General features: G+C 58.6%; 14 protein-coding genes. 10 read left to right on the plus strand and 4 right to left on the minus strand.

Features of this window, described 5'->3' with window-relative positions; translation table 11 throughout:
• Positions 1 to 42 precede the first annotated feature (42 nt).
• From NKH91_RS31300 to NKH91_RS31310, 3 genes are all read left to right on the plus strand, one after another.
• A complete protein-coding gene (locus tag NKH91_RS31300) occupies positions 43 to 744 on the plus strand; it encodes an ATP-dependent DNA ligase (protein WP_352885559.1) in 702 nt (233 codons plus the stop codon).
• Positions 741 to 935 carry a hypothetical protein gene (locus NKH91_RS31305; protein ID WP_352885558.1) on the plus strand — a complete coding sequence of 65 codons (195 nt, stop codon included), beginning with the start codon at positions 741 to 743 and terminating at the stop codon, positions 933 to 935. The genes NKH91_RS31300 and NKH91_RS31305 overlap by 4 nt, the downstream gene beginning before the upstream one ends.
• Positions 936 to 1474: 539 nt before the next feature.
• Positions 1475 to 2113: a glutathione S-transferase family protein gene (locus NKH91_RS31310; protein WP_352496487.1), complete on the plus strand. Its 639-nt coding sequence runs from the start codon at positions 1475 to 1477 to the stop codon at positions 2111 to 2113.
• A 156-nt stretch (positions 2114 to 2269) separates the two neighbouring features.
• On the opposite strand, the gene NKH91_RS31315 is transcribed toward NKH91_RS31310, so the two are convergent.
• From NKH91_RS31315 to NKH91_RS31325, 3 genes are all read right to left on the minus strand, one after another.
• On the minus strand, positions 2270 to 2512 hold the full coding sequence (locus NKH91_RS31315; protein WP_352885557.1) for a hypothetical protein: 243 nt from the start codon (positions 2510 to 2512) through the stop codon (positions 2270 to 2272).
• A gap of 513 nt (positions 2513 to 3025) precedes the next feature.
• The gene (locus NKH91_RS31320) at positions 3026 to 4105 is read right to left on the minus strand and encodes an FAD-binding oxidoreductase (RefSeq protein ID WP_352951033.1); all 1080 of its coding nucleotides are present in this window, start codon (positions 4103 to 4105) and stop codon (positions 3026 to 3028) included.
• Between the two features lie 88 nt (positions 4106 to 4193).
• Positions 4194 to 5051: a LysR family transcriptional regulator gene (locus NKH91_RS31325; RefSeq protein WP_352496494.1), complete on the minus strand. Its 858-nt coding sequence runs from the start codon at positions 5049 to 5051 to the stop codon at positions 4194 to 4196.
• A 134-nt stretch (positions 5052 to 5185) separates the two neighbouring features.
• On the opposite strand from NKH91_RS31325, the gene NKH91_RS31330 reads away from it, so the two are divergent.
• The 6 genes from NKH91_RS31330 to NKH91_RS31355 all read left to right on the plus strand — a co-directional run bounded on the left by NKH91_RS31330 (position 5186) and on the right by NKH91_RS31355 (position 11989).
• Positions 5186 to 6268, plus strand: coding sequence for an amidohydrolase family protein (locus tag NKH91_RS31330; protein ID WP_352496495.1), 1083 nt, complete (start codon positions 5186 to 5188; stop codon positions 6266 to 6268).
• An 11-nt stretch (positions 6269 to 6279) separates the two neighbouring features.
• The gene (locus tag NKH91_RS31335; RefSeq protein WP_292653661.1) at positions 6280 to 6633 is read left to right on the plus strand and encodes a Rieske (2Fe-2S) protein; all 354 of its coding nucleotides are present in this window, start codon (positions 6280 to 6282) and stop codon (positions 6631 to 6633) included.
• A 99-nt stretch (positions 6634 to 6732) separates the two neighbouring features.
• Positions 6733 to 8340, plus strand: coding sequence for an ABC transporter substrate-binding protein (locus NKH91_RS31340; protein ID WP_352590893.1), 1608 nt, complete (start codon positions 6733 to 6735; stop codon positions 8338 to 8340).
• Between the two features lie 100 nt (positions 8341 to 8440).
• Positions 8441 to 9487: an ABC transporter permease gene (locus NKH91_RS31345; RefSeq protein WP_031194803.1), complete on the plus strand. Its 1047-nt coding sequence runs from the start codon at positions 8441 to 8443 to the stop codon at positions 9485 to 9487.
• A 14-nt stretch (positions 9488 to 9501) separates the two neighbouring features.
• Entirely contained in the window at positions 9502 to 10368 is an 867-nt protein-coding gene (locus tag NKH91_RS31350; RefSeq protein ID WP_502896978.1) for an ABC transporter permease, read from the plus strand.
• Entirely contained in the window at positions 10358 to 11989 is a 1632-nt protein-coding gene (locus NKH91_RS31355) for an ABC transporter ATP-binding protein (RefSeq protein ID WP_352496498.1), read from the plus strand. The genes NKH91_RS31350 and NKH91_RS31355 overlap by 11 nt, the downstream gene beginning before the upstream one ends.
• 342 nt (positions 11990 to 12331) lie before the next feature.
• On the opposite strand, the gene NKH91_RS31360 is transcribed toward NKH91_RS31355, so the two are convergent.
• Positions 12332 to 13204, minus strand: coding sequence for a ferritin-like domain-containing protein (locus NKH91_RS31360; RefSeq protein ID WP_352496499.1), 873 nt, complete (start codon positions 13202 to 13204; stop codon positions 12332 to 12334).
• Positions 13205 to 13724: 520 nt separating this feature from the next.
• Between NKH91_RS31360 and NKH91_RS31365 the strand changes: the two genes are divergently transcribed.
• Positions 13725 to 13937, plus strand: coding sequence for a cold-shock protein (locus tag NKH91_RS31365; RefSeq protein WP_031194806.1), 213 nt, complete (start codon positions 13725 to 13727; stop codon positions 13935 to 13937).
• Positions 13938 to 14459: the final 522 nt, after the last annotated feature.

Here is a 14459-nt window from a genome sequence, read left to right on the forward strand (position 1 = left end):
TTCAAAGTTTATTGAATCGGGTTGGTGTGGCGTGGAGTTTGTATGAACGGGGCGAGGCTGGCGTTTATCCGTCCGATGGAGCCCAAGCTGGTCGCAAAGCCACCCGAGGGTGAACACTGGATTCACGAGATCAAGCTCGATGGCTACCGAACCCAGATCATCTTAAACAGCCCTGACGATATTCGCGCCTTCAGCAGCAGCGGAGCGGATTGGACGAGGAAATACACCGGCATCATCGAGGCGGCGCGGGATCTCGACGTCAAGAGCGCGATCTTTGAGGGCGAGGCGGTCGTCACGGGCGTGAATGGCCTGCCCGATTTCGACGCACTACAGAAAGCCGTACACAGCGATCGCTACGCCACGATCCTCGGCGCCTTCGACATCATGCATCTTGACGGCCACGATCTGCGCGACGTTGGCTGCAAGGCGCGCCGGGAAATTTTATTTGGCATCATCAAGCCGAACAGCCGCATCCAGTTCAGCGAGGCTCTACCCGGTGATGCCAAGTCGATTTTCTACCTCGCTGACCAGGCTGGCCTTGAAGGGATCGTCTCCAAGCGCGCCGACAGCCCGTATCGGAGTGGCCCGACGTTGAATTGGCTGAAGACCAAGAGCTGGACGGTCGAGGAATTCGAACTGCTAGGCGTCGGGCGCGAGCCGGGCAAGGCGGCGTTCGCCTTGCTCGCGCATCCCGACACGGAAAGTATGTCGGTTCAGCCTTCATCTCGTTGGGGCGCGACATGAAGGAGCGGCTGTGGAAGCGGGTCAAGGAACATGCCGGCCCACCTCCGGGCGGCATCAAGAAGCGACCGGCGACGCTGTGGGTTGAGCCAGGCGTGAAGCTACGGATCAAGCATCTTCGTGGCGAGCACAGGTATATACGCCACGCTTCGCTGCTTGGCTTCGGCGACGATCCGGAGCGTCCGGGGAGATAAGGGCCCGCCTGCCAAATCCAGCAATGGCCGGCGGGCCCCCATCAGCGCAATGAAGGGACTTTTCTTGCTCCGATTTCTCCTTTCGGAGATGACGCTACCAACTATGAATGGGATGCGGCAGTTCCCGACGCCGCCCGTGCACCGGACCATTGAGCAGTCAGGTCAGACTTGGGTCCCGATGATCGGAGCGACGGTGCTGGGGCGCACCTCAATTGGGGCAGCGGGTCAGTCGCTCGACCGTCTCAATAATCGCCTTTGCCAGCGCCTCGCCCTCATGCACCGGCAGCGGTCCATAGAGCGTTGACCGCCTGCTCGCTCGGCAGCACGCCGGCGGGGCAGGTTAGCTCGATCGCTATGCGAACGAGCTGCAGGCCGGTTCTTTCGCGTGCTTGGCTTTTGCCCGCGAATGCGGGACTGTCCTGATCGTCGGCTTGTTCCAATCGAACCACCTGCTAGTTACTCCGATCTCATCCCGCTTCTTGGAAAACGGGTTCGCACCCGACGTGATGGGGGGTAAGATGCGGTTTTCGGAGGAATTGATGCATTACACACTCCATGCTGCGCCAGGCTCTTGCTCTTTTGCACCTCACATCGTCATGGAGGAGATTGGAAGGCCCTATTCGCTGGCGTTGATGTCGCCAGGCCATCCCGAAGCCAAGACCGACGAATTTCACCGCTTAAACCCGAAAGGGCGAATCCCTGTTCTCATTGCCGACAATTTCACTCTCACTGAAGCGCCGGCAATCTTATTTCACCTGGCCCTAACGAATCCAGACGCGCGGCTCCTGGGAGCGGATGCAGAAAACATCATCCGTTCCATCGAATGGTTTAACTGGCTATCGAGTGCGGTTCACGCGGTCGCCGTCCGAATGATCTGGCGCGCCGACTTTTTCTTACCGGATCAATCGATGTACGAGCCCTTGATTCATAAAGGAAAGGAGCACTTGGCTTCCGCGTTTGCCCTTATAGAATCCAAGTTGACGGACCGAGATTGGGCCGTAGGAGAGTCCTATTCAATTGTTGATCCGTATTTGCTCGTATTCTACAGGTGGGGAAATCGTATGGCCGTTGACATGCGAAATACCTACCCAGCTTGGACCTCTCATGCACGTCGGTTGGAGGAGCGAGCGGCTGTGCAACGAGCCTTAACGCAAGAGGGAATATCCCTCTGGGAGTAGCTGTCGCGTTGCCGAATCCAAAAATTCACAAGACCATCGATCCTACGCGGTCGTGCTTAAATGTCTGGTAGCGTTGTTTAGCGGGAAACCAACGCTACGGCCTCATAAATGTAGTTCTCGTCCATCGTCAGGATACTGGCGCTGCGGTGGCGATCGTCAAGGCCGGCCAGCACGCATCATCGCGCGCGCGATGGCGAGCTGCGCCTCGACTTTGGCGTTTTCCTTCTGCGTCATGTTGTCGGCCGCGATCAGCCGCCGAAGCGACCGCATGATATCGCCGCGCGTCCAACCTGCTTCGAGCATGCAATCAATGATCGCCTGAAAGCCTGGCTCCATCGCCTCCTGGCAATCGATCTCGCGGTCGGCATATTCGCCCTGTCGTCTCGGCGGCGTGATCATGCTCGCTCCCTAGAGATACGCTTCGGGGAAGCCAACACGCGCAAGTTCTACGGCGTGAACTCGGAGATGGAGGAGTACGATCAGTTTCGGTGCGAGGCAGTGGGCACTACTCCACCCGCCGAGCAAAGCAAGGGTGTGCATGCGGAGCAAACCGAGGCTCAGCCGGCCGAGCCAAGCAAGGTTACGCCGAAAAAGGTCAAGACCGTGACTATCAGGACCGGCGAATGTGCAAACAAACAGAATTGCGTTTCCAATAACTCCACGCCCGGAACGTCGAACAGCAAGTAATGTGTTCGAAGCGAATTAGAGCGTGCTATGGGATTTCATGCTCTTGGTTGCAAAGACAGCCAATTGGGCACTCGTTCCCTAGCGATTGTGCACGAGACGATCTCGCTGGTGAAAGTGATAGGCGGAAAAACAGGTTCCGAAACGCTAACCACTTGCGGTCGCATTAGTATGGCTTGGTCGTGGAACGCAAAGGCTGACCCGATTTCGTCCCGCGATGCGGTACAGTTAGAGATCAAGCAAAACGTCGCCATGTGGGCGGCTGCAGCACGCTAGGATGTAGCCTGCCGATTGATCCTCCAAGGTCAGCCCGCCTAGGTCATCCATGACGACTTCGCCGGACAGCTTGGCGATCCGGCACGTACCGCAAATTCCCTGCTGGCAGGCGGTGGGGATGTGGACGCCACATTGGCGCGCCGCTTCCAGCAGGGTCTCTCCGGGCGCACAGTGATGCGCAATGCTGGAGCGGGCGAAGCGGACCGAAGACGAAATCTTTGAAGCCAGTTCCGAACGCGAACCGTTGCCGCCTCCGAAGCTCTCCTCATGAAACTGTGAAGGGGCGAGGCCGATTGCCTCCAGGCACCGGCGTGCCGCCTTCATGTAGGATTCCGGCCCACAGGCGAAAACGGTCCGGCTGTGAAGATCGGGAACCAGATTCAGGAGCATTTGACTGCTAATGCGTCCAGTTGGACCCGTCCAGGCTGGGTCTTCCTGACGGCAAATGCAAGTCACTTGAACATTGGGAAAGCGAGCGGCAAGTGCGTCCAGTTCGAGCCGAAAGATGATGTCGTCCGGCGTTTTCGCACTGTGAATGAAGTGGATATCCTGGGCGGCTGCGCGGTCGGTAAGTGCCCGCAACATAGACATGACGGGAGTTATCCCGCTGCCACCTGAAAGGAAGAGGGACTTTCCATGCGGCAGATCGTCGAGATTGAACGAGCCGAGCGGCCCTTCGATCTCGATCGCATCGCCCGGCATCAAATTGTCATGGAGCCAATTCGAAACGAGCCCGCCCGGCGTCCGTTTCACGGTAATCTGAAGGTCGAGCGGTCGCGTCGGTGGTGACGAAACAGAGTAGGAGCGCGTCACCGCGGCACCGTCGATCCTCAGGTGCACCAGAACATACTGGCCAGCGCTGAAGCAGAAGATTCGATCTGAAGCGGGTGTGAGAACGAATGTTTTCACATCGTGCGTTTCGTCGATCACGCGCCGGCAGTGCACAAGCTGCGGTGTGGTCTGTGCCCACTGCCGGTGACGCTTTGTTGGGACGAAGCCGGAGGCTGCAAAGGCCGCGTATGCATTCATCATTCAACTCAGGTTTGGAGTCGAGCCAAGATGCCATTTCAAACCCCGCTGAACAGCCGCGCAATCCTGCCTTTATGATCGGTAATTTCGATTAAACTTCCAGTGACATCACAGCGACCTGGAGGGCTCGGATGCCTTTGCGAATGATGGGTTCGTGTTTGCGGCGCGCGAGTATCGCGGTGTGGACTGGCTGGTGCAGCGTCGGCGCTCCCTCGACCAGGAACGATCGGAGTTCAGCAGTGAACCTGCGCGCATCGTCGCTACGCATATAGCAGGTGCCACCCGTTCGTCGGAGCATGATCTCCGCCAGAGTTTCCGATCCCGTCGAAAGCCGACAGATCGCCAGCTCGGCCAGCAGCTCTGCGTGCGTCTTTTCCAGCACGGCGGTATAGCCCGGGCGAATGTACGTTTCAGGGTCCACGTCGGACAGCGTTCTGGCAGCCGTCGAAACCATCACATATTCCTCGACCATCAGATGTTCGTAGGCGATCTCAGGCAGGTAGCGAGGCGCATAAAGCACGGCGATATCCAGATTTCCCATGCTAAGATCGCTGACCATCTGGTTTGAATAATCCGACTCGACATGGATCGAGGACTTTGGAAGGGCCTGGCATAGTGTCTCGACCCATCCGGGCAGGACCGAGCGGGTCATGCCCACCTGTGCGGCGATGCGCAAGGTGCCCTCGAAACGGTTGAACGCCCGCACGTCGTGGCGAGCTTGCGACCAAGTTGACAGCAGGGATCTGGCGTACGCTTCGAACCGCCGTCCCGCGGCTGTCGGCTCAGCGCCGGCGCGCCCGCGCTGAAAGAGCTCGGACCCGATCGCGCTCTCGAGGTTCTTGATGCGGGTGCTGATCGTCGACTGGGTCAACCCCAAGCGATCGGCGGTACGATTGAAATTTCGCGACTCGATGATGTCGAGAAAGGTTTCGATGTGATCTAGCTGCACGGGACCTCCCGATCGAAAAAGTCGATCATATTGCGCAGGATCATAAGCTTGATCAAACAATACTCAAGGCGGAAGCTGCCCTCGGTGAAATCGGCCGGCAGATCGACCAGGCTGAAGCTACGGAGCTGAGCAACGTGTTCATAGTCGACTGCGATTGTCACAATTACTGGTCAAGCGCGACCGTACTGGAGTCCTACCTTTCCGGCCTATGGAAGGACATGTTCGTTGAAGGCGAGAAGACAGGCCCCGTTGGCGCCTTCCCGCATGGCCATCGTCCCTGGTTTCATCCGCAGGACTTCTCCCGCAAGGACGTCCGTCCGAAAACAGAAGCCGACAACTATCTCATCATGAAGGAAAAACACCTCGACAAGTACAAGGTCGATGTGGCGATCCTGACCGGCGATGAGCCGATCGAGGCTTCCACCCTCGCCAATCCTTATTATGCCAGCGCCCTCGTCAGCGCCTACAATGACTACCAGATCGACCAATGGCTGCCGAAGGACGATCGCTTCATGGGCTCGATCATCATCGCGCCACAGGATCCGAAGCTCGCGGCCGCCGAGATACGCCGTCTGGGCAATCATCCGCGCATGGTTCAGGTTCTCGCTTCGCAAGGCTCCGTCAAGCCTTATGGCGATCCGTTTTACCATCCAATCTACGAGGCTTGCGCCGAGGTGGGGCTGCCCTTTGCCATACATCTGGGCGGCCATGGCGGCGTGAATTCGACCGCGATTGCTCCGGCCCCGACGACATTCTTCTGGGAGACCCATGCCATCCTGCACATGTCGGCGATTTCGCATGTCGCAAGCATGATTGCGCATGGCGTCTTCGAAAAATGGCCGGACCTCTACTTCGTGGTCATCGAATGCGGCGTCGCCTGGGTGCCGTCGGTGCTGTGGCGCCTGGACGCCGATTACAAAGCCCTACGCAAAGAGACGCCATGGCTGAAAATGCTGCCTTCCGAATACTGCCGGCGCAACATCCGCTTTTCCACGCAGCCACTGGAGCAGCCCGCAAATATTCAGCATCTCTGGTCCACTCTCGAGGCAATGGACGGAGAAAATACGCTGATGTTTGCCTCAGACTATCCGCATTGGGATTACGACGATGCCAACACGCTGCAAATCCCTCCTGCCTGGAAGAGCAAGATCATGGGGCTGAATGCGCTGGAGGTTTACAAACGCATTCCCCGCGCGCAAGCGGCGAATGCCGCCTGAGGAAGCAGACGATGCCCGAGAAGACATACATCTGCCGCGTCGACGAGATCGAAACCGGATCTCCCTTCATCGCCAAGATCCGCAGCCTTTCGGTCGGCGTTTTTCGCATCGGAGACTCATTCCACGCGCTGCTGAATGTTTGTCCGCACCGCGGCGCTCCGCTTTGCGAGGGGCCGCAATGCGGAACAACTGCACCGGTCGAAGAGGCGCAATTCATCTATCACCGCGAAAACGAGATCGTGCGCTGCGCCTGGCATGGCTGGGAATTCGACATCAAATCAGGCGCGGCCCTGGTCGATCCGTCCGTTCGCGCGCGCACATTTCCAGTAACCGTCGAAGCGGGCAGCATCTATGTGACGGCCTGATTGAGGTACGGATTCGAAGAGTAGAAGAAAGGTGATCGAAACTAACTTCACAGGTGCTTGACGAACAATAACGCGGAAAATCCGTAATGGGAGAGTCAAATGTCAGAATCTGAATACAAGCTTGGTATCGCTCAAAGCCTGATTGGTCACGGCAAGATTTCCCGCCGTGACTTCATTCATCTTGGGCTGGCCGCTGGGCTGACGGTCACCGCTGCGGACAAGCTCTTTGTCAGCACGGCCCGGGCCGAACCGCTGCAGGGCGGCTTCGCCAAGCTCGGCATGGCACATGGCGCAACGACGGATTCGATCGATCCGGCCGGCTACCCGGACACATTCACACAAACGGCATTCTCCGGCTCGATGTCCAACAGCCTCACCGAGGTCGACGCGAAAGGTAACGTCCAACCGGATCTTGCCGAGAGCTTTGAATCATCCGACGGCGCCAAAACCTGGGTCTTCAAGCTGCGCAAGGGCGCAACCTTCCACAATGGCAAGAATGTGACGGCGGACGATGTCGTGACTTCGCTGCGCTATCATATGGGCGACGAAACCAAATCGGCGGCGAAGCCGCTGCTTGAGCCCGTGGCCAGCATCAAGGCGGATGGCCCGGAGACGGTTGTCTTCACGCTGAAGAGCGGCAACGCCGATTTCCCCTACATCATGAGTGACTACCATCTGGTCATCATGCCGGCCAAGGACGGCAAGGCGGATTGGGGATCGGGCGTTCGCACCGGTGCTTTCGTGCTCGAGAATTTCCAGCCCGGCGTCTCGGCCAAACTCAAGCGCAATCCGAACTATTTCAAGAACGGCAAGCCCTATCTCGACGAGGTGGAGTTCATCGCCATCACCGATCTCGCCGCTCGCATGGCCGCGTTATCGACAGGGGAGGTGGACTATATTGGCCGCGCCGACCTCAAGACCCTCGGCATGTTGAAACGCAATCCCAAGGTGGAGATCGTCGAGGTCACCGGCTATGGCCACTATACCTTGCCGATGAATGTCACGGTTGCGCCGTTCGACAATCCAGACGTCCGAATGGCTTTGAAATGGGCGATTAACCGTCAGGAGATCGTCGACAAGATCTTTCTCGGCCACGCCACGGTGGCCAACGACAACCCGATCGCCCCGGCGATCAAATTCGCCACGAATCCGCAGCCGCAGCACAGTTTCGATCCGGAAAAATCCAAGCATTACCTGAAAAAGGCCGGAATGGAAAAGCTGAAGATGGACCTCTCGGTCGCCGATGCCGCCTTTGCCGGCGCTGTGGACGCGGCTGCCCTCATCCGCGAGACGGCAGCCCAGTGCGGCATCGACGTAAACGTCGTGCGTGAGGCCGAGGACGCCTATTGGGACAATGTCTGGCTCAAGAAACCCTGGTGCGCTTCCTATTGGAGCGGTCGCGCGACGGCCGACTGGATGTTCACGCAAGCCTTCGCCGCAGACTCCAGCTGGAACGAGTCGTTCTGGAAAAATCCCCGCTTCAACGAGTTGCTTGTCCAGGCGCGCGCCGAGACGGACGAGGCCAAGCGGGCGGCAATGTATGCCGAGATGCAGCAACTGACCCATGATGATGGCGGCAGCATCGTGCTGGTCTTCAATAATTTCGTCAGCGCCAAATCCAATAAGCTCGCACATGGCGAGGTGGCGCCGAACTGGGAGAATGATGGATTGAAGATGGCCGAACGCTGGTGGATCGCCACTGCGTGAGAGTGCGGGCCGGACCCGCGATGGCTATTAGGCTCCGGCTTGCAACCGCGTGCCCTGACTGGTGTGGCAGGGCGGCGGCAGCAACGAGAAACGCGTACCCATGAACCCCGTCGCAAGAACGGTTCTGCAGCGCCTTGGCCTCGGCCTGGTCACGCTGTTCATCGTGTCCATCATCATCTTCTCTGCGATTGCAATGCTGCCGGGCGACTTCGCCAAGGCGATGCTCGGGCAATCGGCGACACCCGAAACGGTCGTCGCCTTCCAGCGAGAAATCGGCATCGACCGTCCGCCTGTCGAGCGCTACTTCGTCTGGGTCGGGCAGATGCTCCACGGTGATTTCGGCTCTTCATTCGCGAGCCGCACCGGATACCGGCGCACCGTCGCCGAGATTATCGCCCCGCGCCTCTACAATACGATGTTCCTTGCATCGATGACCGCGCTGATAGCAGTTCCGCTGGCCCTGGGATTGGGCATCCTCGCTGCGCTCTACCGCAATGGCTGGTTCGACCGGCTGGTGAACGCAGTGACGCTGACGACCATTTCGTTCCCCGAGTTTTTCGTCGCCTATATGCTTGCCTACCTCGTCATCTCGCGCGACACGTTCATCGGATCCGAGTTCGCACAATCCCTGCCGCACTGGCTCGCGGTCTCGCTGAACTGGATACTCAATGCAGTTCCTAAGTTCCCGACATTGTCGAATGTGAACGATCAGACGCCGTTTTGGGAACATGTCTGGAGAGTAGCCTTGCCGGCGATCACTCTTACGCTCGTCATCGTGGCGCACATGATGCGAATGACACGAGCGGCGATCATCAACATGCTGGCAAGCCCATATATCGACATGGCGCGTCTCAAGGGAATGTCGCCCATGGCCATCGTACTCAGGCATGCCTTGCCCAACGCATGGGCTCCGATCGTCACGGTGGTGGCGTTCAATCTTGCTTATCTCGTCGTCGGAGTGGTCGTGGTCGAAGTGGTATTCGTCTATCCCGGCATCGGTCAGCTGATGGTTGACGCGGTCAAATCAAGGGATGTTCCGGTGGTCCAGGCCTGCGCCCTGATTTTCGCCGCGACCTACATCCTGCTCAATCTGACCGCCGATATTATTTCCATCGCCACCAATCCAAGACTCTTGCATCCACGATGACCAGCTACGAACCCATGGCTCAGGTTCACAGGCTGAGGCGCTCGCGCGCCACCCGTGCGAAAACGGCGCTGAAGAAGGCACCCTTCAGTGCATGGTTCGGCATCCTCGTGATCCTCGGTTATGTCATCGTTGCGGTGTTCGCGCATTGGATAGCCCCATACGGCGAAACGCAGGTCTTCAGCGAAGCCTTTGCACCGTGGAGCCAGCAGTTCAAATTGGGAACCGACCAGCTCGGCCGGGACATGCTCACGCGCCTGATTTACGGTGCGCGCAACACCATCGGTATCGCCGTCGCGACCACATTGCTGTCCTTCGCGGTCGGCGTCTCGCTCGGCCTTCTTGCCGCATTGTATAGGGGATGGCTCGACCAGATACTGTCGCGTGCGGTGGACGTGTTGATGTCGATCCCAAGCCTGATCTTCGCCCTGGTGCTGCTCTCGATCTTCGGCTCGTCGATCACCAGCCTGATAATCATCATTGCGCTGCTCGATTCCACCCGCGTCTTTCGGCTCGCACGCGCCGTCGGGCTTAACGTGGCAGTGATGGAATATGTCGAGGTGGCGCGATTGCGCGGCGAAGGCCCGAAATGGATCATCGCCAAGGAAATCCTTCCCAATGTCATGCCGCCGCTGGTCGCGGAGTTCGGTTTGCGATTTTGCTTCGTATTCCTCACGATCGCGGCACTGTCCTTCCTGGGCGTCGGTATTCAGCCGCCGACCGCTGATTGGGGGTCGATGGTGCGCGAGAATGCGACCCTGATCACCTACGGTGATGTCACGCCGCTGCTGCCGGCCGGCGCGATTGCCCTCCTTACAGTCTCCGTGAATTTCGTCGTCGACTGGTTCCTGCACGCAACCAGCGGGTTGCGCGATGAAAGGTAGCGGTCCGGGCTCGCGCGAAAAAGGCAAGGATCTGCTGCAGATCCGCAACCTACATGTCGAGGGTTTCTCGGACGAGCGGTGGCATCCCATTGTCCGCGGGGTCGATCTGGCGCTGAAGCGGGGGGAGGTTCTTGGCCTGATCGGCGAGTCAGGCGCCGGCAAATCCACCATTGGCCTCGCCGCGATGGGTTACGCCAAGCCAGGCTGCCGTATTACACAGGGCTCGATCCTGTTCGACGGAATCAATCTTCTGGCACTCAGCGAAACAGGGCGGCGTCGCCTCAGAGGCTCCCGCATTGCCTATGTCGCGCAAAGCGCAGCGGCCTCTTTCAATCCGGCCCACCGACTCCTTGACCAGACTGTCGAAACAGTCGTGGCCCATGGGATTGCCAGCCGCGAGAAAGCGAACCGGAGTGCCGTCGATCTCTATCGCCGTCTTCAGCTTCCAGATCCGGAGACGATCGGCTTTCGCTATCCTCATCAGGTTTCCGGCGGACAGTTGCAACGGGCAATGACCGCGATGGCGATGGCTTGCCGTCCGGACCTCATCATCTTTGACGAGCCAACGACGGCGCTCGATGTGACGACGCAGGTCGAAGTTCTCGCCTCCATTCGCAACATCGTGGAGGAATTCAACACCGCTGCAATCTATGTGACGCATGATCTGGCGGTGGTGGCGCAAATGGCGGACCGGATCATGGTTTTGCGCCATGGACTTACCGTGGAGGAGGCAGAAACGCGCCAGATGCTCGCCTCGCCCAGCCAGGAATATACCAAGACGCTCTGGGCCGTGCGCAAGCTCGCCAAGCCCGAAGTTCCGGCCGATGACTATCTGCTTACGATAGACAACGTCACGGCGGCCTACGGCCGGGCGGTTAAGGTGCTCCAGGATGTCTCCATCAACGTTCCACGTGGAAGAACAGTGGCTGTGGTCGGCGAATCCGGTTCCGGGAAATCGACGCTCGCTCGCGTTGTTACCGGCCTGCTGCCGCCGCTTTCGGGATCGATTTCCTTTGCTGGCCAGGCCCTTTCCAAGACCCTGAAGGCGCGCCCAAAAGAGATCTTGCGCCGCATACAGATGATTTATCAAATGCCCGACAACGCCCTAAATCCGCGGCAGACGGTCGAAGAAGTCATAGCTCGTCCGCTTGAATTCTACCTCGGCCTCAAGGGTGCACAGCGGGATAGGCGGATCGGCGAACTCATGCACATGGTCGAGATGAGCGAAACTTACCTGGATCGTCTGCCGGCCGAACTGTCGGGGGGTCAGAAGCAGCGCGTTTGCATCGCCCGAGCGTTGGCTGCCGATCCGGAACTCATCATCTGCGACGAAATCACGTCCGCGCTCGACCAGATTGTGCAGGAGGAAATCCTGAAGCTCTTAATGCGGCTTCAGCGCGAGCTCGGCATGAGCTACATTTTCATCACCCATGACATTGCCACCGTGCGAGCGATCGCCGACGAGATTGTGGTCATGCACCAGGGGAAAGTCGTTGAGCAGGGATTAAAGAGCGAAGTTCTCACGCCGCCGCATGCCCCCTATACCGAACGGCTTTTGTCCTCCGTGCCGGAAATGGATCCGGATTGGCTCACAAGGCTGCTCGCCAGCCGGAGGATGTGATCGTCGGGCAGAGCGTCGCGTGTCTTCCATATCGCCACCATTTTACAGCTTGGCGGTCGGCCGTACGGAACAATGCGGGGAAATTGGCGGTTCTCGCCGCACCAACTGCAGAGCCTGCTTCTCGGCAAAGCGGTCGGTTCGTTCCGTCCATCGGAACGAACCGAGCGCACTTTCCTGACGTTCTTGTGAACGCCGCAATGATCGCGGTTCGGAATTCAATCAATCTTGGGTGGGGACTCCTGCAGCGGATTTGAATCGTGATCGTCGCGCAGCCGTACCAGCAGTGCCGACCGCAGGTCCGCTGCGTCTCTTCCGGCGATCCGATCGCCGGTCGCGAGCGGGTCAGGTGCTCTTCAGGGTCCCGTTCATCCCTTCCGGATAGAAGCCACCCTTGCTGACGCCGTCCTTGTCGGTGAGATAGACGATCCGCAGCACTTCTTTCGGCGTCCTGGTGAACGCGATCGCGTCGGGCGTCGAGGGAACGAAATTGGCCTTGCCATTCACCTGGATGCCCTGGTCCTTGTCTTCCGGCCCGTCGATCTTGTCTCGTGCATCGGAGACGGCGTTGGCGGCCTTCCAGGCTTTCTCTCCCTTCCGGTATAGAGTGGAGCGCGCCATTCCCATGTGGTAGGCCTCGACCGCCAATATGCCCGCCGCGGCGGCGAGGAAGTCCTTGTTCTTCAGAAGCGTCGCAGCACCGGCATAGGCGGTGACGCCGACATCCTCGAACAGCATGCCGCCGAGAACAAAGTTCGTTTCGTTGCCAAAGGGGTCGAAGTCCCGCCCGAGGCCCGCTGCCTCCGCAACCGCTTTGAACCCAGCATCGAAATCGATGGCCGGCCTGTCGACTGCGTTCTTTGCAAGCGTCTTGCGGTAGAACCGGACATGCGCGAGTTCGTTTTCAGCAACCTCCTGCATGAATTCGCCGATGGCGGGTGTCTCGAAGGACACTTTCTTTCCGCCGACCACATCGCCGGGTTTGGAACCGGCATCGGCGGCGTCGATGCCCTTTCCGGTGGTGCCGCGAAGGTAGTATTCGGCCTCCATGTATTCCAAGTTGAGCGCAAAGCGGAAAATGTCCTCGTCCTGCAGTTCCTCCTTGGCATAGGCGCGAGAAACCGGCGCCAGGCCCGTCGTGGCGGCGAGGCTGGCTCCCAGCCCAAACTGCAATGCGCGGCGACGGGAAAGGTGGAGTGAAGGGATGGCACGTATCATGGCTTCCTCCCAAAAGCCCGCCGGCGTCACCTGTTTGGCACCTTATCGCGGGCAACGCGCCCAACTCCGCCATAGGCGAAATGTTCCTGTAAAGGTCGGACTTTGCAGGGGTTGCTCCCGGATCAATGGCTTTTTGGGCAGCGTAACGTCGGAGTTGGCATCGACTATTTGTGACCAAGCCTCGAGTCCAGACATTGAGGTGACACATTATGAGCCGGATAGGCTACGCCCGCGTCAGCACGGTCGACCAAGAACTCGAAACGCAAGTCGGCAAGCTAAGGGCCGGAGGGAAACGAGCGGGCCGTGATAACCCAGGACAGCAAGGATGGCTGGAGGGGCTTCACGCCGGAAAGGAAAATTCCTGTCGACTTGTGAGACGAGTGGGCCATCCGAGAGAAGTTGGTATTCTGGTCGATCCATCCGGCCTTGCGATTTCTCGCTTTTGCTGCGTCTATCTATGAACCGGTCTGGCCTCTTCGTCGGATCAAACACGCTGGGAAGTCACAAGGAGTATATGCACATGGCAACTGGAACCGTGAAGTGGTTCAACAGCACTAAAGGGTTTGGGTTTATCCAACCCGACGATGGCGGTCAGGACGTTTTTGTTCACATCTCCGCCGTCGAGCGCGCTGGTTTGTCGAACCTCGTTGAGGGCCAAAAGATCAACTACGACATCGAGCAGGACCGACGTACCGGCAAGTCTTCTGCTGGCAATCTCCGCAAAGCGGGTTGATTTCTCTGGCGCGCCGTGGCGAAAGCCGCAGGAGCGCGGCAAGTCGCGAATGTACTGACCGCCGTGTAAAAAAAGCGCGCGAAGCTTGGTGTGATGGAGAGACCTGGGCAGCAGATTGCTGCGACGCTTCAGAAACGATCGTGTGAACCAGGTTGTCAGGTAACGGAAGGCGGGAAGTCCCCCGCGTTTTTCGCGTTTGCGTCCTCCAGCGTAGGATGGTTGGCGACGTGGTGTTGCCCCGTGGAGCACTTTGGCTTGTTGTATCCTACAGCAATGTCATTGAAGATAGCCTGAGTTTGGCCCCACATGGACATCGCGTCGGATTTTTCCTCCCCCTTTGTAGGTTTAAGCTGCCTTCATACTTGGCCAGGCTCAACAGTCCGGCCTTTTTCTTTTTGTGTGGGCTGCGGTACATTGGTTATGATGCGCATTCGCTATGGGGACTGTCGGGAATTCTGTGCGCGAGGCCATGATGATGGAAAGGAGAGAATCATCGCATGGCTATTGAGAAGGAACTTCTGG

The organism is Mesorhizobium sp. M0894 (assembly GCF_040319725.1).
Taxonomy (GTDB): domain Bacteria; phylum Pseudomonadota; class Alphaproteobacteria; order Rhizobiales; family Rhizobiaceae; genus Mesorhizobium.